This window comes from Embleya sp. NPDC005575 (assembly GCF_040605455.1).
Lineage (GTDB): Bacteria > Actinomycetota > Actinomycetes > Streptomycetales > Streptomycetaceae > Embleya.
Genome location: NZ_JBEXCV010000025.1, coordinates 32,775 through 53,808, shown reverse-complemented (window position 1 = coordinate 53,808; position 21,034 = coordinate 32,775). Strand labels below are relative to the sequence as shown.

Genomic DNA, 21,034 nt, shown 5'->3' with positions numbered 1-21,034 from the left:
GGTCTTACGCGCGATGGTCCGAGCCGGGGTGGCCCCGGTCGAGGTGGTCTGCTGCGCGACGATCGTGGCGACGCCGTCGATCGGCTTGTGGATGAGGGGCTTCCGCCGGCCGGTGCCATCGATCCACCGCCGCCCGGCGTGGCGTTGCTGGATCGCATCCACGGAGGCTGGATCGGTCGTTGCCTCGGTGCCTACGAGGCGGCCCGCATTCCGGATGGGTCGAGCGTGCCGGATGCCGCCCGGGCGGAGGATCGCAGCGATGCGATGGATCGGTCGGTACTGAGCCTGCGGGTGTTGGAGCTGTACGGACCGGGCTTCACCAGTGCGCAGGTCGGGGCGTTGTGGCTGCTCACCCTGCCGTTCTTGCGTCAGCGCGCGGCGGAGCAGGCCGCCTATCAGGCCCTGCTGAGCGGTGCGCTGCCGCCGGCGACGGCGTCCCGGGAGACTGCGCACGGCGGGACCGACGAGGCGATGGCGCGTGCGGACCTGTACGGGTACGTGGCACCGGGTGATCCCCGGCGGGCGGCGCGATTGGCTCGCAAGGACGCGGTTGTTTCGCATGTGGGGGAGGGGCTGTACGCGGCGATGTGGAGCGCTGCCCTTGCGGCGGCGGCGTTCACGGCGCGCGATGCCGCGCAGGCGGTCGGGGTCTCGCTGCGGCATCTGCCGGTCGAGTCGCGGTTGTCGCGGGCGATTCAGGGTGTCCTGGTCGCCTACACCCGTGGTCGCACCTGGGAGCAGGCGGCTGCGGAGGTGCATCAGCGGTACGGGACCGGCTCCCGGCGGGACGCGCTGGGTAACGCCTGCCTGGTCGCGGCGGGGTTGCTGTGGGGTGACGGCGACCCGTGTCGGCAGATCGGCTTGACCGTCCGGGGAGGGTGGGACATCCATACCTCCGCGCCGGTGGCGGGTTCGATAGCCGGGATCCTGCACGGCGCGGACGCGGCTTGGCCATCGATTGCGGCGACCCGGGTCAGAACCGGGCTGCCGGGTCAAGACCAGTGTGCCTTGGTGGAGTTGGCGCGGCGCACGCTTGCGGTGACTCGGGTGGACTCGCCGCTGCGATGAGGGCTGGGGGTCGGTCTGCGGGGCGGGGCAGGGCGGACGGAGCGGATTGCGAGTGGCGTGACGCCGGGGTGCTGATTGGGTTGGCGGCGCTGCCGATTCACCTCGGCCTACTTCGCCCAACCGCTCCGGATCCCCGCGAGCGGCGGCTTGCGAGGATGATGGCCCGCTGCCCGCTGCCCGCTGCCCGCTGCCCGCTGCCCCCGCCGCTTGTCCGCCGGCCGGCTGTCCGTCCGTTGGCTGACTTGCCGGGTGGGCGCCCCCGCCTTCGCCCCCCGCCGCCTGTTCCCCGACGTCGGCCGGCCGGGTGGAGCGAGGGCGGGTGGGGCGGTGGGGTGGGCTGTTGCGTGGAGGGGTGGGTCAGATCATCCAGGGCGGGAGGATGCGTTCGGCGTCCTTGGGGGCTATGTCGCAGGTGCCGGGCGGGGTTGTGTCGTTGGGGTTGTAGGCGCGGGCCCCTGCGGGGGCGGTGACGATGGCACTGAAGCCGGTTTCGGTGTCCGCGTGGACTTGGCGGGGGAGGTCGGCGGGGAAGACGAGGGTGTCGCCGGTGGTTGCGGTGAGCTTTTCGCCGTCCAAGTCGGCGGTGAGGCCGCCGGTGAGGATGGTCCAGATTTGTTCGGATTCGAAGGCGTGGTACGGGGCCGAGGTGGCCGGGGTCATGTCCACTCGCCACAGGGCTGCGTTGGTGCCGCCCTGGGTGGGGGATGCGTAGGTGGTGATGACGCCGTTGGGGGTCGTGGTGATGCGGGCGTCGGCGCTGCGGATGACAGGCATGCGGTGATCTCCTAGACTTGCGGGACTTCGACAACGTCGTTGTCTAAATAGTGAACCAGGTTGTCTATCCATGTCAACAAACTCGTCTGCGGTCGGAACGAACGCCGGCGGGTCCGGCCAGGACCCGCCGGGTTTCGAGCTGCCGTTGCGCCTGCTGATGGCCTTTCGGGTACTCATCGACGAGGTGCATGCCGAGCTCGCTCGGCAGGGCCACCCCGACCTGCGCCCCATGCACGGCTTCGTGTTTCAGGCCATTGGGCCGCACGGCACCACCGCGGTGGAACTCGGGCGCCTGTTGGGTGTCTCGAAGCAGGCGGCGGGCAAGACGATCGACGGCTTGGAGCGGCTGGGTTACGTCGAACGGGGTGTGGATCCGAACGACGCGCGGCGCAAGGTGGTTCGGCTCACCGCGCGTGGGGTGGATTCGCTGGCGAAGTCGGCTGCGATCTTTGAGGACTTGCGTGCCAAGTGGGCGGGGGCATTGGGCGCGGAACGGCTGCGTGCGTTGGAGGAGGACCTTCGGACGATGACGCCGGGGGATTCGTTCCACTTCGACATGCCGGCTTGGTTCGGCGGCGGCTGACCGGCGGGTCGGGCCGCGCTTGGGCGGCGGCTGAAGTGCCGGGCCCAAGCGCCATGCCCATGCCCGACCCATGAGGTCCGACCCACCGGCTCGGCCCCGGCCCACCAGCCCCGGCGGAGATCGGGACGCTGCTCGGGCTGAGTCCGCTCACCGCGAAGACGCACGTGAGTCGCATCATGACCAGGCTCGGCGCACGAGATCGGCCGCAACTGGTCGTCACCGCTACGAGTCGGGACTGGTCGTGCCGAGGGACTACCTGTCCTCGACGTAGGTGTGGAGGTGGACGTGGACGTGGATGTCGTCCTCGACGTAGACGTGGATGTCGTGGATGTAGACGCAGACGCACGGATGGGCTCGGGCTCGGCCGGCGGTCGGCCCGACTCCACTCCGCCGACCGCGCGTGCCCCGGTCCGGCTTCAGCGCACCGGTCGTCCGGTCACCGTCGCAATGATTCGGTCCGCCGTCGTTGCCGCGTTCAGTCCAGATACACCGCATCCGGGGCCGTCACCGGTCCGGATTCCGGTATATAGCGGGCCACATACGTCTCGTACAGCCGCTGCCACGTCCCGTCTCGGCGGATGCGTTCCAGCGAGGCATTGACGAAGCGGACCAAGTCGGGGTGGGTCTTGGCGATTTCGAGGCCGTACGATTCGCGGGTGAGCTTGGGGCCGACCAATTGCACGAAGCGGTCCTGAGCCTGGAGGCCGGCCATGATGGTGTCGTCGCCGACCGATGCGTCCGCTTGGCCCTGTTGGATGTGGACGAGGCAGTCCGCCCAGGTTTCGCCGGTGACGGGGACCAGGCCCTTCGTCACGCGCACCGCCTCTGCGGCGGTGGTGTTGCCGACCGTGCAGACGCGGGTTCCGGAAGGCAGGCCGATCAGGCCCTTGGCGTGGTCGGCGGTTGCGGCCGGGCCGTCGCGGACGACCAGTACGCGCTGTCCCGACTCGTAGTAGACCGAGCTGAAGTCGACCAGCGCCCGGCGGCGGCAGTTCACGGTGACCGACTTCGCGACGATGTCCACGTCGCCGTTCGCGACGGACTGTTCACGGATGTTGTTGGGCAGGACGCGGAAGTGCAGCCGGCTCGCGTCCGTACTGCCGAACAGGTCGGCGGCGATCTCCCGAACGAGGTCGATGTCGAAGCCCTTGAGCCGATTGTGGTCGGCGACGTCGGCGTAGCTGAACGGGTAGGTGCTCTGGTCGATACCGATGGTCAGAAAGCCCTGGCGCAGGATCCGCGCGAGTGAGCCGTCGTTCGGATAGTCGGCGGCGCGTGGTGGCCCCGACCCGGGACGCAGGCTCGCGAGCGGGTTGCTGCACGAGGCGGGTGGGTCGCTCGCCGCCCCCGGGCCGCCCCGGCCGCCCGGAACGTCGGTGGTCGGCACGGGGTCGGTGGGCCAGGCTGTGGAGCGTGGGGTGGAGGTCGCGGAGGTACAGGACGCCAGCAGGAGCAGCGCGACCAACATCGACAGCACCGGCCCGACTGCCGCCCGGCGGCACGTCGGCCGGCGGGGAGGGAAGCCATTGGGGGTCGGCCGGCCGGCTGTCGGCCGGGACGGATCGCGAAGCGGACGGCGGGCCGGGCGGTTCGGTCGGACTGCGTGCGGGGGCATGACGCGTCACCTCCGGTGGCGGCGCGCGGAACACCGCTCGGCTCGGCCGGTTCGGACCTGCTCGGGACGCTACCCGACGAACCGGCCCACCACTGGGGGTAGTCCCCCGATTCCATCCGGGATCCTCGGGCACCGGGCGACGGTTCGCTCCAACTGTGCGATGGCTTCGGCATGCGAATACGGGTGCGGGGGCGGGTGCGACTACCCGCACCCGCACCCGCACCCGCACCCGCACCGTGTGCCCGTGCGTCAAACGTGAGCCGAGGGCTGCTCCTGACGAAGCGTCACCGCCGAGGCCGACGCCTCCACACCCGGCGTCTCCACCCGCCCGAACGCCGACCTCGCACCCCGCGCCCACTCGGCACCGCGCCCGGCAGCGTGGTCCAAAGCCGTCGACAGGTCGTCCCACAGGTCGTCCTCGTGCTCCAGCCCCACCGAAAGGCGCAGCAATTTGGGCCCGATGGCGCCCTCGTCACGCGCGGCGTCGTCGATCACGCGGTGGGTCAGCGAGGCCGGATGCTGGATCAGCGTGTCGGTGCCGCCGAGGCTGACCGCGGGCGTGATCAAGCGGAGCGCGCCGACCAGTGCCATCGGGTCGCCCGTCGGCTCGAAGGCCACCAGGGCGCCGCCGATGCTCGGATAGTGCACCTGCTCGACCGCCGGATGGGCGGCCAGTCGCCGGGCCAGCGTCGCCGCCGACGCGGAGGCCTTCGCGACCCGGATCGGCAACGTCGCGAGGCCGCGCAGCAGCAGGTAGCCCGCGAGCGGATGCAGCAACGCCCCCGTGGCGAATCGGATTTGCCGCAGGACCTGGGCCGTCTCCGGGTCGCAGGCCACCACGCCGCCCATCACGTCGCCGTGCCCGCCGAGGAACTTGGTCGCGCTGTGCAGCACCATCCGCGCGCCGGCCTTCGCGGGTTGCTGCAACACCGGTGTTGCGAACGTGTTGTCCACCAGCAGCGGTACGTCTCCGGCCTGGGCGGCCAACTCGGCCAGGTCCAGTTCGGCCAGTGTCGGATTGGCCGGTGTCTCGACCATGACCAGCCCGGTGTTCGGGCGCAACGCCCCGGCCACCCCGTCCGGATCGACCCAGGTGACCTCGGTGCCGAGCAGCCCGCTGGTGAGCAGGTGGTCCGTGGTGCCGTACAGCGGCCGTACCGCCACCACATGCCGCCGGCCACGTGCGGCGGCGGCGAGCAGGCACGCGGTGACCGCCGCCATGCCACTGGCGAACGCGACCGCGTCGGCGCACCCCTCCAACTCCGCGAGTGCGGTCTCGAAACGACGCACCGTCGGATTGGTCAATCGGCCGTAGATCGGTGAGCCGTCGGGGAGTTCCCCCTCCGCGTATGCGTCGAGCGCGAGCGCCGCGGCCGGCAGGTCCGGCAGGGGATAGGTGGTGGACAGATCGATCGGCACGGCGTGTGTACCCAGGGCGGCGAGATCGTCCCGACCGGCATGCACCGCACGAGTCTCGAACATGTGCCCCCCGCCACCCCCGCCACCGGAGCCACCCGAGCCACCCGAGCTACTCGGACCACCCGAGCCATCCAAGCCACCCGAGCCGCCGGAACCGCTCGCGCCCCCCACGACACCGACACTGCTGAAGCCGGCCACACTGCTCACGCCGCCCTCACCGGCCGAACCACCCACGCCACCCACGCCACCCACGCCACCCATGGCGGTAGACCCGGCACGCCCGTCAAGATCCACTCGGAGGTCATCCATGCCCGCCATGCTCCGCCGATCCCCGGAGAATCCGCCCACTCGCCGAACTATCATCGCCCGATGAGCCAATCCATCGCCCTCGATCCGATCGATCTCGGAATCCTCCGGGCCCTCCAGAACGATGCCCGGATCAGCAACAAGGCGCTCGCCGCGGAAGTCGGGATCGCGCCCTCGACCTGCCTGGATCGGGTCGCCCGGCTGCGCTCGGCCGGGGTGGTCAAGGGGGCGACAGTCGAGGTCGACGCGGCCGCGCTGGGCCGACCGCTGCAGGCGATGCTCGCGGTTCGGGTGCGGCCGCACCACCGCGTCGTGCTCAACCCGTTCGTGGGGCACGTGCTCAAGCTGCCGGAGACCCGTGCGCTCTACCACCTGGCCGGACCCGACGACTTCCTCGTGCATGTCGCGGTCGCCGACGCGACCGGGCTGCAGCGGCTCGTGGTGGACGGCTTCACGGCGCGCACCGAGGTGACCCAGGTGCACACCATGCTGATATTTCAGCAATGGCAGGGCGGCCCCCTGCTCCCACCCGAGCCCCAGGGCCCGGCCCGGCGCCTGACGGCGGGTTAGCGCAACAAGCCTCACGCTCTGCCCGGTCTCGCCCCCGCGACCCCCGGCGCCCGCCCGACACCGACACCCCCCAACCGACGCCCGAGCGGCCCTCACCCGCCCGCGATCGCCCGCCGACGGCTTTGTCGCACATCCCCCTCGCCCTGCCGGGCCGACAACACCGTGCCCACCGCGACCGTCAGCGCCGCCACCGCACCCGCCACCGGCACCGCGGCCGCGCCCAGGAACGTGCACAGCAGGATCAACACACCGGCGGTCGGCAGTGTCGCCCTCTGGGCCGGGCCGACTTTGTGGTGCCGGGAATGCAGCACAAACGTGCTCAGCAGGAACAGCGCCGCGGGGATCGTCACGCTCGCCGACGCGGCCGTCCGGGAGATGTGCGCCTCGCCCACGGCCTGTTCGACGGCGACCTCCAGGCCCGCGCCGATCGCCGCCGCCGAGCCGAAGACCACGTAGTGGCCGTATCCCCACAGGAAGGCTTGACGGTTGGATGCCAGGTAGTCGTGGATCGGCACCGCGAAGTAGATCCAGTAGGCCGCGAACACGATCAGCAGCCCACCTGCGGCGATCGGCAGCAGTTCGTCCAGCGCGGCCTCGTCGTCGAGCGCGGTCTGGATCGCGACGGTCGCGGCGGAGACGCTCTCGCCCAGCATGATGATGGTGAACAGCCCGTACCGCTCGGCGATGTGACGCGGGTGCCAGGTCGTGGGGTGGTCGCGTTCGGCGATCGCCGGTACCGCGAGTTCGGCAACCACCAGTAGCAGGAACCCCGCTGTCCAGGCGGCGTCCGGCAGGAGCAGCAGCACCACCCAGCCGAGTTGCACCAGCACCAGCCCGGCCGCGTAGCGCCGCGCGGTGCGCCGGGCCGCGGCGTCGGTCTCGTCGTGGGCCGCCCGCAGCCACTGGAAGGTCAGCGCGAGACGCATGATCAGGTAGCCGACGATGGCGACCGCGTAGTCGCTGTTCTCGAAGGCGCGCGGCACCCCGGCGGCCAGCACCAGGACACCGGTGATCTGGACGAGCGTCGCGACCCGGTACAGCGGGTCGTCGCAGTCGTACGCGGACGCGAACCAGGTGAAGTTGACCCACGCCCACCAGATCGCGAAGAACACGAGCAGGTAGCCCGTGAGCCCGTGCCCGGGATGCCCCTCCGCCAGCGAGTGCACCAGTCGGCTGCCGGCCTGGGCCACCGCGACCACGAAGGTCAGGTCGAAGAACAGCTCCAACGGGGTGGACGCGCGATGCTCCTCGGTGGTGTCGCGCGAGGTCATCCGCCGCAGGATGGCGTGTGGAGCGACAGGGCGCGCGGAGTCGCTCACGAGGCGTTTCCTCTCGTCATGGGCGTGATCATGCGCGGAGAATATCGGAACCAGCTCGGCAAATAGGAAAATTTCGAGCGGTCGTCAGGGCCTTCGCGCGCCCCGATCAGTCCGACGTCAGTACCGAGGTACGCAACTCGTCCGGGCGAGTGTGTCCGGACAGGGCCATGGAAAGGTCGAACTCGGCCAGCAGACACCGCAGTACGTGCCGGACGCCGGCCTCGCCGCCCAGCGCCAGGCCGTAGACGTACGGCCGGCCCACCAGGACCGCCCGGGCGCCGAGGGCCAGCGCCTTGAGCAGGTCCGTCCCGGTGCGTACGCCGCTGTCGAAGAGCACCGTCAGGTCCTCGCCCACCGCCTCCACCACGGCCGGCAGCGCATCCAATGCGGCGACGGCACCGTCGAGTTGGCGCCCGCCGTGGTTGCTCACCACGATCCCGTCCAGACCGGCGTCGCGGGCCCGGCGTGCGTCGTCCGGATGCAGGATGCCCTTGAGTACGATCGGCCCGATCCAGTTCTCGCGCAGGAACGCCAGGTCGCCCCAGCTCTTGGTCGGATCGGAGAACATCCCCGCCCAGTGCGCGATCGCCGCCGTCGGGTCCTCCGCGATCGGTTTGCTCAGCCCGGCCAGGAAGGCCGGATCGCTCAGATAGTTCGCGATGCCGACCTGGCGCAGGAAGGGCAGGTACGCCCGATCCAGGTCGTTGGGGCGCCAGCCCAGGAAGCAGGTGTCCAGGGTGACCACGAGCGCGGTGTACCCCGCGGCCCGGGCCCGGGCGAGCAGGCTGATCGTCACGTCGTCGTCGCGCGGCCAGTAGAGCTGGAACCAGCGCGGACCCGAACCGGACGCGGCGGCGACCTCCTCCAGCGAATGGGACGACGCCGTGCTCAACACCATGGGCAGCCCCAGGGTGGCCGCGGCGCGCGCGGTCGCCAACTCGCCCTCGGGATGCACGATGGATTGCACACCGACCGGCCCGAGCAGTACCGGCGCGGGCGACTCGGTGCCCAGCACGGAGCAGGACAGATCGCGCCTACCCACATCGCGCAGCATGCGCGGAACGATCCGGCGCCGTTCGAACGCCGCCCGGTTGGCCCGCATCGTCGCCCCGCCACCCGCGCCGCCCAGTACGTAGCCGCGTGGACCCGGATCGAGCCGTTCGCCGGCGGCCACCTCCAAGGCGGTGGCGTCCGTGGGATACGCGGGGGTCTCCCCGGTCAGCAGCCCGTCGAGGTAGATCGAGTCCTGGAACGCGGAGTAGGGAGCGGCAACGTCGGCACCATCGACCACGACTGCACACCCTTCGCCGAGCGGAATCGGAACCCCCGACCTTTTCGCACCCGCCGGTCGCGCGGAAGGGCCGAACGAGTTGGTGCTCCCACGCGGGGCAGACCTGTTCGTATGCCGCCGTTACCACTGAGCCGACACAACCCTCTGGTCGTACGGCGGACATTGCTCCGTAGGGAAGCGAGACAAGGACCCCATTCCTCCGGTGAAATGTCACACGACACAGAACGAACGCCGAACGCCGAACGCCGGTCGCACTGCCGGCCCCGGCCCGAATCCCTCGGACCGGAGCCGCCGGTGTCGGCTTCAGCTCGGCTGGTCGGGGGGATCCGCCCACAGGTTGCGGACGTGGCCGATGTGCCGGGCCATCACACCTTCGGCCTGGACGGGATCGCCGGTGGCGAGCGCATCCAGGAGTTCGAGGTGCTCGGCGGCGGACGCGGCGAGGCGGCCGTTCTGCGCGAGCCGGGAAAGGCCGTACAGGCGTGAGCGTTTGCGTAGATCGCCGACCACCCGGACCAGGTGTTCGTTGCCCGCCAGCGCGAGCAACGACAGATGGAAACGACGATCCGCCTCCACGTACCCGATCAGGTCGCCCACCTCCGCCGCCGCGACGATCTCCTCGGCGACCGGGCGCAGTGCGGCCAGTTGGGCCGGGGTGACCACGCCCGCGAGGCGGGCCACCACCGGGACCTCGATCAGCGCGCGGACCTCGGTGAACTCGTCCAACTCGCGGTCGGAGAGCTCGGTGACCCGAAATCCCTTGTTGCGAACGGCCTCGACCAGCCCCTCGTTGGCGAGGTCGAGCATCGCCTCGCGGACCGGCGTCGGTGACACGCCGAACTGCGCGGCCAACGCGGGCGCGGAATAGACCACGCCGGGCCGCATTTCGCCCGCGATCAACGCCGCGCGCAGCTCTCGTGCCACCCGGTCCCGCAGGATCGGTCGATCGTCGAAGGACGGCAGCGCGAGCGCTCCGTGTCCCGTCTCCATGGTGCCTCCTCCCGCCATGCTACTGACGGTCAGTCACCCTGTGGGCAGGATCGCGACCGTGCGTACGGGCGACCACGGAGCGTGAGCGAATTTCGGGCGGTCGGGTGCCCGGGTGCCGACCCGTCTTCGGTCGCCCTCACAGGCGGAACCCGGCTGGGAAGGGGTCCTCGGGGTCGAGCAGATATTGCGCGGTGGCGGTGATCCAGGCACGTCCGGTGATCTGCGGGACCACGGCCGGATACCCGCCCACTTCGGCCTGCTCCAGGATCCGCCCGTGGAACCGGGTCCCGATGAACGACTCGTTGACGAACGGCTGTCCGACCGCCAACTCGCCGCGTGCGGCCAACTGGGCCATCCGCGCGCTGGTTCCGGTGCCGCACGGCGAGCGGTCGAACCAACCCGGGTGGATCGCCATCGCGTTGCGCGACAGCGTGGCGTCCGAGCCCGGCGCGAGGAACTGCACGTGGGCGCAGCCGGCGATCGCGGGATCCTCCGGATGCACCGGCCGGGCCTGCTCGTTGATCGCCGCCATGATCGCCAGGCCGGTTTCCAGGATGCGTCCGGCCTCGGCTCGGTCGAAGGGCAGGCCGACCTTGTCGATCGGCAGGATCGCGTAGAAGTTGCCGCCGTAGGCCATGTCGTAGCCGACCGCGCCGAGCCCCGGCACGTCCACCGTCGCGTCCAGGGTGTGGGCGTACGAGGGCACGTTGCGCAGGGTCACCGAGCGCGCCGCGCCCTCGTGCACCTCGACCTCGGCGACCACCAGCCCGGCGGGCGTGTCCAACCGGATCGTGGTGACCGGTTCGACCACCTCGACCATGCCGGTCTCGACCAGCACGGTGGCCACCCCGATCGTGCCGTGCCCGCACATCGGCAGGCAGCCCGACACCTCGATGAACAGCACGCCGTAGTCCGCGTCCGGGCGGGTCGGCGGTTGCAGGATCGCGCCGCTCATCGCGCCGTGCCCGCGCGGCTCGTGCATCAACAGCGTGCGGAGGTGGTCCCGATGGGCCATGAAGTGCACCCGCCGCTCGGCCATCGTGGCGCCGGGGAGCACACCGACGCCGCCGGTGATCACCCGGGTCGGCATGCCCTCGGTGTGCGAGTCGACCGCGTGGAAGACGTGTCGTGAGCGCATCAGGCCAGTCCCTCCGCGAGCGCCTTCTCGGTGAACTCGCGCACCGATGCCTCCTGTTCGGGTAGCAGCGGGAGCCGCGGCGCGCGCGACGGACCGCCGCGGCGCCCGGCCAGGTCCATCGACAGCTTGATCGACTGGACGAACTCGGTGCGCGAATCCAGCCGAAGCAGCGGATGCAGCAATCGGTACAGCGGCAGCACGGCGCGTACGTCGCCGCCGGTCGCCGCGCGGTACAACTCGACGCTCGCACGCGGGAAGACGTTCGCGTAGCCGGCGATCCAGCCGACCGCGCCGGCCAGCCCGAACTCCAGCGCGACGTCGTCGCTGCCGATCAACACATCCAGCCCGGGCGCGAGTTCGGCCACCTCGTAGGCCCGGCGCACGTCACCGGTGAACTCCTTGACGCCGACCACGAGACCTTCCTCGTACAGGTCCGCGAGCAGTCGCGGGGTCAGGTCGACCTTCGTGTCGAAGGGGTTGTTGTACGCGACGATCGGCAGGCCGGCGCGGGCCACCGTGCGGTAGTGGTCGAACACCGTGCGGGTGTCCGCGCGGTAGCTGTTGGGCGGTAGCAGCATTACCGCCCGGGCACCCGCTTCGGCGGCCTGCTCGGTCCAGCGCAGTGACTCCGCCGCGCCGTACGCCGCGACGCCGGGCAGCACCCGGTCCCCGCCCACCGCTTCGACCGCGACACTGACCACCTTGGCCCGTTCCTGCGGCGTGAGTGACTGGTACTCGCCGAGCGAGCCGTTCGGGCAGACCCCGTCACAGCCCGAATCCACGAGCCATCGCACGTGTTCGGCGTACGCGTCGAAGTCCACGGACAGGTCCTCGCGCAGCGGTAGTGCGGTGGCCACCACGACGCCGTGCCAAGGCTGCCGGTCGGCGGGGCGGGCCGGGTCGGCCGGGGACGAGGAGGCAGGGTGCGGGCTCATGAGGCTCCTTGGGCTAGGTCTCCGAGACGGATGGGCACACCGATCGGACGGGTGGGCGGTGGCGCGGCGACCGGTCGGCCCAACACGTCGGACAACACGCACGCGGTGGCCTCGGCGCACATTCGGCCCTGGCACCAGCCCATTCCGGCGCGGCTGAGCAGTTTGACCGAGCGCACGTCGTCGGCGCCGAGGCGGGCCGCGTCCTCGATCCGGCCCCGAGGCACCTCCTCGCAGCGGCAGATCAGGGTGTCGGGGTCCGACCAGGACAACCACCCGGGCCGGACCGGATAGAGCGCGCGCAACCCGGCGGCGAACCGGGTGAGTGCGGCCCGGCGACGCAGCAGCGCACGCGGTGGCGTCCGGCCGGCGATGGCGTACCCGGCCGACTCGCCCTCGACGGCGGCGAGATGGACCCCGCCGATGCCGGTGCTCTCGCCGGCGGCGGACAGGCCCGGGATGTCCGTCGCCTGCCGGGCGTCGACCGCGACGAAACCGTCCGGGGTGGTCGCGCAGCCGAGTTGGTCGGCCAGTTCGAGTTGCGGGGTGAACCCGTAGCCGACCGCCAGGGTGTCGCAGGCCAGTTCGGTGGAGGTCCCGGGGCGGGGCCGCCAATCGGCGTCGAGGCGGGCCACGGTGACCGAGGTCAGGCCGGTGTCGTCGCCGTGCGCGGCGATCACGGCCCGGCCGGTCAGGTACGGAATGCGCCGCCGGGCCAGGGCGACCGCGTAGCCGGCGGCCTCGACCACGCGTGCGGGACTGTGCGGCGCGAGTGCGGCGGCGCGCGGCGTGGGCCGGGACGCCTCCAGCACCGCGCTCACCTCGACGCCCGCGTCGGCCAGTGCGACGGCTACCGGCAGCAGGAACGGGCCGGTGCCGGCCACCACCGCGCGTCGACCGGGCGCCACACCGTTGCCCTTGATCAGCGCCTGCGCGCCGCCGGCGGTGAGCACGCCGGGCAGATCCCAGCCGGGGAAGGGCAGTTGCCGGTCGTAGGCGCCGGTGGCCAGGAGCAGCCTGCGACCGGTCACGGTCACCGGGGTGCCGTCCCGCTCGCCGGCCACGGCGTGTACGGCAAATCCGTCGGCCACGCGTTCGACCGCCCAAACGCGATGTTCGGCGAGGTGCTCGACGGTGTGCAGGTGGGCGAGCGGCGGCCAGGCCGGCGCCCGACCGGCGCGGTGTCGATGGTATTGGCCGCCCGCTCGGGAGCCGGCGTCCAGGACGGCGACCCGCAGCCCGAAGCGGGCGGCGGTGACGGCTGCGGTGAGGCCGGCGGGGCCGGCGCCGACGACGACCAGGTCGTGGGTCATGTGGTGCTCACCTCGTCGTCGGGACGGGCGGCGACCAGGCAGGCCCGCAGGGACTCGGTGCCGTTCACCGTGACCAGACAGTCGAAGCACACCCCGATGCCGCAGAACAACCCGCGCGGCTTGGCGGCGAACCGGGTGGTGCGCCAGGACCGGATCCCGGCGGCGAGCATCGCGGCGCCGACGGTCTGCCCGGCCTCCACGGGGATGTGCCGGCCGTCCACGCCGATCCGGAAGTGGTCCGTGCCGGGTGGGTGGACCGGGGTGGGTTCGGATGCGCCGGTCACGAGGACACCTCCGCGAAGCGGGTCGGGGCGAATGGGGTGGGGTCGAACTCGGGGTCCTTACCGGTCAGACCCCGGGCGATGAGGTGTCCGGTGGCGGGCGCCAGGCCCACGCCGGCGCCCTCGTGGCCGCATGCGTGCCACAGGCCGGGCACGCGCGGATCCTGGCCGATCACCGGCAGGTGGTCCGGGCAGTACGGCCGAAACCCCCGATAGGCGCGCAGCACCGAGACGCCGGCCAGGAACGGGAACAGCTCGATCGCCTGCGCGGCCAGTCGGCGCAGCACCGGGATCGGGAACGAGCGGTCGAAGCCGACCCGTTCGCGGCTCGCGCCGATCAGGATGGTGCCGGCCGGGGTGCCCTCGACCACGGCCGACGAGGCCAGGTCCGCGTCGTCGCCGGCGACGTCCCCGGAGTAGGTCGCGGCATACACCTTGTGTCGCACCATCGGCGGCAGCGGCTCGGTGACCAGCACGAAACCGCGGCGGGGGAGGATCGGCAGGGATACGCCGGCGAGCGCGGCCACCGCACCGGACCAGGTGCCGGCCGCGTTCACCACCGCGCCGGCGGCGAGTTCGCCGTGCGAGGTGCGTACGCCGAGCACTCGATCGTCGCGCCCGCGCCGGAAGCCGGTGACGGTGACCCCGGTGTGCAGCCGCACCCCCGAGCGCAGCAGCGCGGCAGCGGCCAGCGCCGGTTGCACCTGGGCGTCCTGCGGATAATGCGTACCGCCGGCCAGGTCCGGGGACAGGTGCGGTTCGTAGGAGGGCAGGTCCGCGGTGTCGACGGCATGGGCGGTGACCCCGCGGGCACGTTGCGTGGCGGCGGTGGCGGCCATCGCGCTCGCCTCGGCATCGGTCCGGGCGACGATCAGGCCGCCCTTGCGCTCGTATTCGAAATCGTGTTCGTTCTCGGCGAGTTCGGCCCACAGGCGAAGCGAGAGCAGTGCCAGTGCCAGCTCGGGCCCGGGCTGCTTGTCGGAGACCAGCAGGTTTCCCTCGCCGGCTCCGGTGGTCCCGCCGGCGACCGGACCACGATCGAGCACGGTGACGGACAGGCCGGCGCGCGCGGCGTAGTGGGCGCACGCGGCGCCGACGACGCCCGCGCCGATGACGACGACATCACTGGGACGGAGTTCGCTCACGTCTGTAAAATGTCACATTGCGCTTACGAGGTAAAGGGTTTGCCGGTGCCGGTCCGTGGACAGGCGAGCCCGACCCCTGGATACAAAGGGCCCGCGGCCGGTCGAGGAAGGGTCTCCTCGGACCGGACGCGGGCCTTTGGTGCGTCGAATCAGGGCTTGCCGGTGCCCTTTCCGTGGTGCGTGGTGAGCCACGAGACCAGATCGGCGGTCCGGTTCGTGATGATTCCGTCCACCCCGGCGTTGTCGAGCGCGGCCCACTCCTTGGGGTCGTCCGGCGTCCAGGCCAGCACCGCGATGCCGGCCGCGTGCAACTGGGCCACCAGTTGAGGGCGTTGCCTCAGGCCCTGGTAGGACGGGTTGTACGAGGCGAGGCGCAGTTCTCTGGCCAATGCGACCGGATCGGGGTCGAGGCGATCCCGGAGCAGCCCGAGCGGCAGTTCGGGGGCGAGATCGCGGGTGATCCGCAGCGACTCCGGGTCGAAGCTCTGCACGAACACCCGGCCGGACATGCCGGCGAGGCGCACCTCCTGGACGATTCGGGAGATTTCCTCCCGGGTGTGCGGGGTCTTGATCTCCAGGAGCAGTCGGCCGCCGTGTGTGCGCAGGTCGGCGAGTTGGTCGTGCAGGGTCATCACGTGGGTGCCGGCGAAGGACGGTTTGAACCACTTCCCGGCGTCCAGCGTGGCCAGATGAGCAGCCGTCAGGTCGCGAAGGCGGCCCTTGCCGTTCGTGGTTCGATCCACGGTGGAGTCGTGCATGATGTGCGGGACGCCGTCGACGCTGGGCTGCACGTCGTTCTCGATCCAGTCCGCGCCCGAGCGGCGGGCGGCCTCGTCCGAGGGCAGCGTGTTCTCCGGGGCCAGATTCGGCGCGCCGCGGTGCCCGAACACCATGGGGCGGGCGCCGGGGGCGCGGATATAGCTGCGCCCGTCGATTGCGGGGACGCCCCGAAGGGTGTCGAGAGTTTCCGAGGGCGGATGTGCGGCGGCTGCCTGGGGCGGTTTGGAAGCCGGGAGATTGCCGCCGGTCAAGGACGATTTCGTGCCGTGGTGCAGATAAGCGGGCGGCAGGCATTGCACGCAGCCGAACGCGATGCCCAGGCCGGTCAGGGAGCCGATGACGATCCGTCGTTTGGCGCGGCGGTATCGGTCCCGGGGCCGAGGTGAGCGCCCGGGTGGGTCAAGGAGCATCCAGGCATCGTAGAAGCAATTTCGGGCTGACATTCGCGTTTGATCATCACGGCGGGTAGTACTCGACATGCGGGGCGTGATGAACGGTGTGAGAGTGGATGACGACCGACCATCGGTTCTCCGTAGGAGGAAACGGCCATGGCCAAGCAAAAGTCGAAACCCCACCTGCAGAACAAGAACTCGCTGTTCGTCGAAGCCGAGCGTGCAGATTCCGCAGCGGCACCCGCAGCAGAGGCGACGGATGGCCTCGACTCCCCCAAGGCCGCCCGACGCGGCAAGAGCGACCGGCCCAAGGGCCGCCCGAGGCGCTGACAGCCCGGCGTCCTCGGCCGGCGCCCCGGGCGCTCAACCCCCGGGTGATCGGGCCCAGGACCTCGCGGATGCCCGGGGGAGGGGCGTGACGACCCCACCGCCCCGCCCGGTACGCGCCCGCAGGCCCCGTCGACTTCGCGTCGGCGGGGCCTGTGGCGTGCTCGACCCCGTGGTCTAGGGGCGGGTCGGCCCGTACACCCGGCCGGTCCTGGTGGACACGCTGCCGAACAGGCCGCGCGGGGCGAGTTTGGCCAACCCGACCACCGCCTTGTAGCGCAGGTCCGGCACGCTGACCGTGCGGCCCACCGCGAGGTCGCGGATCGCGGCGGCGACCACCCGATCGGCGTCCAGCCACATCCAGTTGGGGATGTTGGACGTGCCCATCCCGGCCCGCAGGTGGAACTCGGTGCGTACGAAGCCCGGACACAGCGCCATCAACCGCACGCCGCTGCCCGCGAGTTCGCGGGCAGTGCCCTCGGTGAAGCCGACCACCCACGCCTTGCTCGCGCCGTAGGTGCCGCGCGGCAGGAAGGCCGCGACCGACGCCACGTTGACCACCCAGCCGCGGCCGCGCTCGCGCATCGCCGCGCTCGCGGCGGCGGTCAGCCGCAGTACCGCCTCGCAGTGCACCTTGAGCATCCGCACCTCGTCGGCCGTGGACGCGTCCAGGAAACCGCCCCGGTTGCCGAAGCCGGCGTTGTTGACCAACACGTCCACCGGCGCGGCCCGATCGGCGAGGCGGGCCTCGACCGCCGCGATTCCCTCGTCCAGGGACAGGTCCGCGGCCAGCACCTCCACCGACACGCCGTGTTCCTCGCGCAGGTCGCGAGCCGATTCGGCCAATCGTTCCCGGTCGCGCGCGACCAGGACGAGGGCGTGCCCTTCGTGGGCCAGCCGTCGGGCGAACGCGGCGCCGAGGCCCGAGGTGGCGCCGGTGATCAGTGAGGTCGTCATGTCGCCCAGCGTAGTAACCGAGCGCACGACGGCGAGTGGCCGGCGATGGACATGACGCGCGCGCTCGCCGGCGCCGCGGATATCCGGTCGGGTAGCCGAACCCGGCGCCCGGGGCTCGCGGTCGGCGCCGCCCGCGCCCGAGCGGCGCGGGCCGTCAGTTCGTGGGCACCGGTTCCGGGTCCGGCTCGGTGCCGCCGAGGTGCGCGCCGAGGCGGGTCGCGATCTCCTGCATCCTGGTGGTCATCCAGTGCTCCTCCATCGCCCGGATCCGGCCATCGGGTCCGGACACGGACAGCGCGGTCGCGGTGGGCGCTCCCGGCACCACGACCGCGACGCAGCGCACGCCCAGTTCCTGCTCCTGATCGTCGATCGCATAGCCCTGCGCCCTGATTCGCGGGAACTGGGCGAGCAGTTCGGCCGGATCGGTGACCGTGTGCTCGGTGTGCGAGGCCAGCGGTCGACCGCCGAGCACGCGCGCGGCGTCCGCCTCGGGCAGTTGGGCGAGCAGGACCTTGCCCACCGCGGTGCAGTGCGGCTGCACGCGCCGGCCGACCTCGGTGAACATCCGCATCGAGTGCCGGCTGGGCACCTGGCCGACATAGACCACCTCGCCCGCTTCGAGCACCGCGAGATTGGCGGTCTCGCCGGTGCTCTCCATCAGTTCGGCCAGGTACGGCCGGGCCCAACTGCCCAGCAGCCGGCCCGCGGTTTCGCCCAGCCGGATCAGCCTCGGGCCGAGGGTGTAGCGGCGGGAGGCGTCCTGGCGCAGATAGCCCAGCGACACGAGCGTGCGTACCAGGCGGTGGATGGTGGGCATGGGCAATCCTGAACGCGCGGCGAGTTCGCTGAGCGTCAGCACGCCGCCCGCGTCGGCGAGCAGTTCGAGGAGGTCGAACGCGCGTTCCAGAGACTGGACGCCACCGGTCGTGCCGTTGCTACCCGAGCTGACTGCGGCCACGGCATGATCCTCCGTCGAGAACATTTCAACAAGTTGTTGAACTTCCGTTTCTCGGAAACTAATGTCCACTCTACAAAAGAGCGTCGACGGCGAAGGAGAGCCACCCATGAGTGCACCGGCCATCGTGGTCAAGCACAGCACGGCGACCGGCGGCTCCGTGCCGCGAGCGGACGAGGTGCTCACCACCGAGGCGCTGCGCTTCGTGGCGAGCCTGCAGCGCAGGTTCGGCGGCCGTCGCGACGCGCTGCTCGCCCTGCGCCGGGTCCGACGCGAGGAGATCGCCCGCACCGGCCGGCTCGACTTTCTGCCGGAGACCGCCGAGGTGCGCGCCGCCGAATGGCGAGTGGCCGAGGCGCCGCCCGCGCTGCGCGACCGGCGGGTGGAGATCACCGGTCCGGCGGACCGCAAGATGACCATCAACGCGCTCAACTCGGGTGCCCAAATCTGGCTCGCCGACTTCGAGGACGCCTCGGCGCCGACCTGGCACAACGTCGTCGCGCATCAACTCAACCTGATCGACGCCTACGACCGGCGGATCGACTTCTCCACCGCCGAGGGCAAGACCTACCGGCTGCGCCCGGACGGCGAGCTGGCCACCGTGGTGATGCGCCCGCGCGGCTGGCACCTGGACGAACGGCACGTCCTGGTCGACGGGGCGCCGGCAGCCGGTGCGTTGGTCGACTTCGGGCTGTACTTCTTCCACAACGCGGCCCGCCTGCTCGATCGGGGCCTGGGCCCGTACTTCTACCTGCCGAAGATCGAGAGCCACCTCGAAGCCCGGCTGTGGAACGACGTGTTCCGGCACGCGCAGGATCTGCTGGACATTCCGCACGGCACGATCCGCGCCACGGTGCTGATCGAGACGATCACCGCCGCGTTCGAGATGGACGAGATTCTGTACGAACTGCGCGAGCACGCGTCGGGCCTGAACGCGGGCCGCTGGGACTACCTGTTCAGCATCGTGAAGAACTTCCGCGACGCGGGTGACGCGTTCGTGCTGCCGGACCGCAACGCGATCACCATGACCGCGCCGTTCATGCGCGCCTACACCGAACTGCTCGTGCGCACCTGCCATCGGCGCGGGGCGCACGCGATCGGCGGGATGGCGGCGGTGATTCCCTCCCGGCGCGACGCGGTGGCCAACGCGGCGGCGCTGACGAAGGTGCGGGACGACAAGGACCGCGAGGCCGGCGACGGCTTCGACGGCTCGTGGGTGGCCCATCCGGACCTGGTGCCGGTCTGCCGCGAGGCGTTCGACGCGGTGCTCGGTGATCGGCCGAACCAGATCGAACGCACCCGGGACGACGTCGAGGTGACGGCGGATCAGCTCCTGGACGTGGCGTCCGCGCAGGGGTCGCCGACCGGCGCCGGACTGCACGCGGCGGTCGGGGTCGGGCTGCGCTACCTGGAGGCGTGGCTGCGTGGATACGGCGCGGTCGCGGTGTTCGGCCTGATGGAGGACGTGGCGACCGCGGAGATCTCCCGATCCCAGGTATGGCAGTGGATCAACAACGGCGTGGTGCTCTCGGATACCGGCGGGAAGGTGACCGCGGACCTGGTCCGGCGCCTGGTCGTCGAGGAACTGGGCGCACTGCGCGAGGAGATCGGCGACGATCGGTTCGAGGCGGGTCGCTGGACGGCCGCGCGCGACCTGTTCCTCACGGTGGCTCTCGCCGAGGAGTTCGTCGACTTCCTCACCCTGCCGGGATGCGAACTCCTCGGCTGATCCGCGCTGTTCGCAGATTCCCCGATTACGCGGAACAGCCGGCCCCACCCCGGCGGTCGTGGGGCGCGGGCAATCGGGCGGGCCCGGTCGTTCCGCACATTCTCGCAGCGCTTCGGCCGCAGGCGACGTCGTGCCGGTTCCACCGGTCGCGTCGGTCGTTCCGTCGAGCGGCGCGCATGCGTGGACCCACCGCCGACACCTTCGCGCGGCATCGAACAGGAGGCAGCACATGGCACGGATGTTCCTCAACGGCCAGGCGATGGAGGGTGGTCCGTTCCACCACCACCTCGACGGTGCGCCGCTGATCGCCAAGACCCGTACCGCGCGCGGCTATCGCTTCTTCTCCATCGGCGACCGCTGCCCTGGTCTGTTGCCCGACCCGGCGAGCGAGGCGCAGATCGCGGGCGAGGTGTACGAGGTTCCGGACGAGGTGCTGCGCGACAACCTGCTGCCGACCGAGCCGGCCGAGCTGGAGTTCGGGATCATCAAGCTGGAGGACGGCTCGGCCTGCTTCTCGATGATCCTGCGACGCGGCGAATCGGAGTCGGGCCGGCACCGGGAGATCACCGAGTTCGGCGGCTGGCGCGCCTATCTGCGGACGCTGGGGCGCGAGGCGTAGTCCGGCTTCGAGGACGACGGGGGCGACGGGGGTCGGACCCGCCCGTCGCGACGTCCGCCGGGCGCCGTGATGATCGGCGGTCGGTGCCCAATCCCGACAATCGGGGCCCATATGATCATGGCATGACTGCCGCGAACCCGGCCTTGGCCGCCCTCCTCGACCGCGCCGACGACACCGAGATCGACCCCGCCGACCTGCTCGCGGAGATCGTGGCCGGTGGGGTGGTGGTCCCGATCGACGACACCGAGTCGGTGGTCTTCATCCACGGGCAGGACGGGCAGCCGTGGCTGCCGGCGTTCGTCGACGCGGCCACCTGCGCTCGGGACGTGCCGCACGCCCGGCCATACCTGTGCGACGCGGCGCGCCTGGTCGACATCGCCGGGCGGACCGGGGTGCGCACCATGACGGTGGCCTCCGCCACGCAGTGCGCGAGCGTACCGCTGGCCCTGGTCGCCAGGGCCGCGACACCGCGCGACTGACGGGAAGGCTGCGCGCGGACTGCACGGACCGTGCCGCCGCGCGGCCGAAGTC

At 71.3% G+C, this 21,034-nt stretch carries 21 protein-coding genes and 1 pseudogene; 8 read left to right on the top strand and 14 right to left on the bottom strand.

Annotated elements, in window-relative coordinates:
* Positions 1-264: 264 nt before the first annotated feature.
* Positions 265-1,068 carry an ADP-ribosylglycohydrolase family protein gene (locus ABZS54_RS11690; RefSeq protein ID WP_355533689.1) on the top strand — a complete coding sequence of 268 codons (804 nt, stop codon included), beginning with the start codon at positions 265-267 and terminating at the stop codon, positions 1,066-1,068.
* 357 nt (positions 1,069-1,425) lie between these two features.
* On the opposite strand, the gene ABZS54_RS11685 is transcribed toward ABZS54_RS11690, so the two are convergent.
* Entirely contained in the window at positions 1,426-1,842 is a 417-nt protein-coding gene (locus ABZS54_RS11685; protein WP_355533687.1) for a cupin domain-containing protein, read from the bottom strand.
* Between the two features lie 145 nt (positions 1,843-1,987).
* Between ABZS54_RS11685 and ABZS54_RS11680 the strand changes: the two genes are divergently transcribed.
* Together ABZS54_RS11680 and ABZS54_RS11675 are read left to right on the top strand one after the other, a co-directional pair.
* Positions 1,988-2,425 (top strand): MarR family winged helix-turn-helix transcriptional regulator, encoded by a 438-nt coding sequence (locus ABZS54_RS11680; protein ID WP_355533685.1) that lies wholly within the window; start codon positions 1,988-1,990, stop codon positions 2,423-2,425.
* Positions 2,426-2,556: 131 nt separating this feature from the next.
* Positions 2,557-2,649: pseudogene (locus tag ABZS54_RS11675) on the top strand (LuxR C-terminal-related transcriptional regulator); the annotation flags it as partial.
* A 251-nt stretch (positions 2,650-2,900) separates the two neighbouring features.
* Here ABZS54_RS11675 and ABZS54_RS11670 read toward each other — a convergent pair.
* A complete protein-coding gene (locus ABZS54_RS11670) occupies positions 2,901-3,893 on the bottom strand; it encodes a transporter substrate-binding domain-containing protein (protein ID WP_355533720.1) in 993 nt (330 codons plus the stop codon).
* Positions 3,894-4,289: 396 nt separating this feature from the next.
* Positions 4,290-5,522 (bottom strand): PLP-dependent aspartate aminotransferase family protein, encoded by a 1,233-nt coding sequence (locus ABZS54_RS11665; protein WP_355533683.1) that lies wholly within the window; start codon positions 5,520-5,522, stop codon positions 4,290-4,292.
* Between the two features lie 306 nt (positions 5,523-5,828).
* On the opposite strand from ABZS54_RS11665, the gene ABZS54_RS11660 reads away from it, so the two are divergent.
* On the top strand, positions 5,829-6,335 hold the full coding sequence (locus tag ABZS54_RS11660) for an Lrp/AsnC family transcriptional regulator (protein ID WP_020551189.1): 507 nt from the start codon (positions 5,829-5,831) through the stop codon (positions 6,333-6,335).
* Positions 6,336-6,427: 92 nt separating this feature from the next.
* Here the strand turns inward: ABZS54_RS11660 and ABZS54_RS11655 are convergent, their stop codons facing one another.
* From ABZS54_RS11655 to ABZS54_RS11615, 9 genes are all read right to left on the bottom strand, one after another.
* Positions 6,428-7,606 (bottom strand): low temperature requirement protein A, encoded by a 1,179-nt coding sequence (locus tag ABZS54_RS11655; protein WP_355533718.1) that lies wholly within the window; start codon positions 7,604-7,606, stop codon positions 6,428-6,430.
* Positions 7,607-7,760: 154 nt separating this feature from the next.
* A complete protein-coding gene (locus tag ABZS54_RS11650) occupies positions 7,761-8,945 on the bottom strand; it encodes an alpha-hydroxy-acid oxidizing protein (RefSeq protein WP_355533681.1) in 1,185 nt (394 codons plus the stop codon).
* Positions 8,946-9,248: 303 nt separating this feature from the next.
* Positions 9,249-9,935, bottom strand: a complete 687-nt coding sequence (locus ABZS54_RS11645) for a GntR family transcriptional regulator (RefSeq protein ID WP_355533679.1) — start codon at positions 9,933-9,935, stop codon at positions 9,249-9,251.
* A 136-nt stretch (positions 9,936-10,071) separates the two neighbouring features.
* On the bottom strand, positions 10,072-11,073 hold the full coding sequence (locus tag ABZS54_RS11640) for a proline racemase family protein (protein ID WP_355533677.1): 1,002 nt from the start codon (positions 11,071-11,073) through the stop codon (positions 10,072-10,074).
* Entirely contained in the window at positions 11,073-12,008 is a 936-nt protein-coding gene (locus ABZS54_RS11635) for a dihydrodipicolinate synthase family protein (RefSeq protein ID WP_355533675.1), read from the bottom strand. The genes ABZS54_RS11640 and ABZS54_RS11635 overlap by 1 nt, the downstream gene beginning before the upstream one ends.
* Positions 12,005-13,318 (bottom strand): FAD-dependent oxidoreductase, encoded by a 1,314-nt coding sequence (locus tag ABZS54_RS11630; protein WP_355533673.1) that lies wholly within the window; start codon positions 13,316-13,318, stop codon positions 12,005-12,007. Before ABZS54_RS11630 ends, ABZS54_RS11635 begins: the two co-directional genes overlap by 4 nt.
* Positions 13,315-13,602 (bottom strand): (2Fe-2S)-binding protein, encoded by a 288-nt coding sequence (locus ABZS54_RS11625; protein ID WP_355533671.1) that lies wholly within the window; start codon positions 13,600-13,602, stop codon positions 13,315-13,317. The genes ABZS54_RS11630 and ABZS54_RS11625 overlap by 4 nt, the downstream gene beginning before the upstream one ends.
* On the bottom strand, positions 13,599-14,744 hold the full coding sequence (locus ABZS54_RS11620; RefSeq protein ID WP_355533669.1) for an FAD-binding oxidoreductase: 1,146 nt from the start codon (positions 14,742-14,744) through the stop codon (positions 13,599-13,601). Before ABZS54_RS11620 ends, ABZS54_RS11625 begins: the two co-directional genes overlap by 4 nt.
* 149 nt (positions 14,745-14,893) lie before the next feature.
* Complete coding sequence (locus tag ABZS54_RS11615) at positions 14,894-15,934, bottom strand: glycerophosphodiester phosphodiesterase family protein (RefSeq protein WP_355533667.1); 1,041 nt, start codon at positions 15,932-15,934, stop codon at positions 14,894-14,896.
* Between the two features lie 138 nt (positions 15,935-16,072).
* Between ABZS54_RS11615 and ABZS54_RS11610 the strand changes: the two genes are divergently transcribed.
* A complete protein-coding gene (locus tag ABZS54_RS11610; RefSeq protein ID WP_355533665.1) occupies positions 16,073-16,246 on the top strand; it encodes a hypothetical protein in 174 nt (57 codons plus the stop codon).
* Positions 16,247-16,420: 174 nt separating this feature from the next.
* Here ABZS54_RS11610 and ABZS54_RS11605 read toward each other — a convergent pair whose 3' ends face one another.
* Together ABZS54_RS11605 and ABZS54_RS11600 are read right to left on the bottom strand one after the other, a co-directional pair.
* The gene (locus tag ABZS54_RS11605) at positions 16,421-17,200 is read right to left on the bottom strand and encodes an SDR family oxidoreductase (protein ID WP_355533663.1); all 780 of its coding nucleotides are present in this window, start codon (positions 17,198-17,200) and stop codon (positions 16,421-16,423) included.
* Positions 17,201-17,354: 154 nt separating this feature from the next.
* Entirely contained in the window at positions 17,355-18,158 is an 804-nt protein-coding gene (locus ABZS54_RS11600) for an IclR family transcriptional regulator (protein ID WP_355533661.1), read from the bottom strand.
* A gap of 106 nt (positions 18,159-18,264) precedes the next feature.
* Between ABZS54_RS11600 and aceB the strand changes: the two genes are divergently transcribed.
* From aceB to ABZS54_RS11585, 3 genes are all read left to right on the top strand, one after another.
* Complete coding sequence (aceB, locus tag ABZS54_RS11595; RefSeq protein ID WP_355533659.1) at positions 18,265-19,884, top strand: malate synthase A; 1,620 nt, start codon at positions 18,265-18,267, stop codon at positions 19,882-19,884.
* Positions 19,885-20,113: 229 nt separating this feature from the next.
* Positions 20,114-20,503, top strand: coding sequence for a gamma-glutamylcyclotransferase (locus ABZS54_RS11590; RefSeq protein ID WP_355533657.1), 390 nt, complete (start codon positions 20,114-20,116; stop codon positions 20,501-20,503).
* A gap of 122 nt (positions 20,504-20,625) precedes the next feature.
* Positions 20,626-20,982, top strand: a complete 357-nt coding sequence (locus ABZS54_RS11585) for an SseB family protein (protein ID WP_355533655.1) — start codon at positions 20,626-20,628, stop codon at positions 20,980-20,982.
* Positions 20,983-21,034 lie beyond the last annotated feature (52 nt).

Bases quoted from the DNA above. Each gene is read 5' to 3' on its own strand.
- ABZS54_RS11660 (WP_020551189.1), top strand. From the start codon at position 5,829: ATGAGCCAATCCATCGCCCTCGATCCGATCGATCTCGGAATCCTCCGG.
- ABZS54_RS11630 (WP_355533673.1), bottom strand. From the start codon at position 13,318: ATGACCCACGACCTGGTCGTCGTCGGCGCCGGCCCCGCCGGCCTCACC.
- ABZS54_RS11655 (WP_355533718.1), bottom strand. From the start codon at position 7,606: ATGACCTCGCGCGACACCACCGAGGAGCATCGCGCGTCCACCCCGTTG.
- ABZS54_RS11640 (WP_355533677.1), bottom strand. From the start codon at position 11,073: ATGCGCTCACGACACGTCTTCCACGCGGTCGACTCGCACACCGAGGGC.
- ABZS54_RS11685 (WP_355533687.1), bottom strand. From the start codon at position 1,842: ATGCCTGTCATCCGCAGCGCCGACGCCCGCATCACCACGACCCCCAAC.
- ABZS54_RS11615 (WP_355533667.1), bottom strand. From the start codon at position 15,934: ATGCTCCTTGACCCACCCGGGCGCTCACCTCGGCCCCGGGACCGATAC.
- ABZS54_RS11665 (WP_355533683.1), bottom strand. From the start codon at position 5,522: ATGTTCGAGACTCGTGCGGTGCATGCCGGTCGGGACGATCTCGCCGCC.
- ABZS54_RS11635 (WP_355533675.1), bottom strand. From the start codon at position 12,008: ATGAGCCCGCACCCTGCCTCCTCGTCCCCGGCCGACCCGGCCCGCCCC.
- aceB (WP_355533659.1), top strand. From the start codon at position 18,265: ATGAGTGCACCGGCCATCGTGGTCAAGCACAGCACGGCGACCGGCGGC.
- ABZS54_RS11645 (WP_355533679.1), bottom strand. From the start codon at position 9,935: ATGGAGACGGGACACGGAGCGCTCGCGCTGCCGTCCTTCGACGATCGA.
- ABZS54_RS11670 (WP_355533720.1), bottom strand. From the start codon at position 3,893: ATGTTGGTCGCGCTGCTCCTGCTGGCGTCCTGTACCTCCGCGACCTCC.
- ABZS54_RS11610 (WP_355533665.1), top strand. From the start codon at position 16,073: ATGGCCAAGCAAAAGTCGAAACCCCACCTGCAGAACAAGAACTCGCTG.
- ABZS54_RS11590 (WP_355533657.1), top strand. From the start codon at position 20,114: ATGGCACGGATGTTCCTCAACGGCCAGGCGATGGAGGGTGGTCCGTTC.
- ABZS54_RS11605 (WP_355533663.1), bottom strand. From the start codon at position 17,200: ATGACGACCTCACTGATCACCGGCGCCACCTCGGGCCTCGGCGCCGCG.
- ABZS54_RS11585 (WP_355533655.1), top strand. From the start codon at position 20,626: ATGACTGCCGCGAACCCGGCCTTGGCCGCCCTCCTCGACCGCGCCGAC.
- ABZS54_RS11690 (WP_355533689.1), top strand. From the start codon at position 265: ATGGATCGGTCGGTACTGAGCCTGCGGGTGTTGGAGCTGTACGGACCG.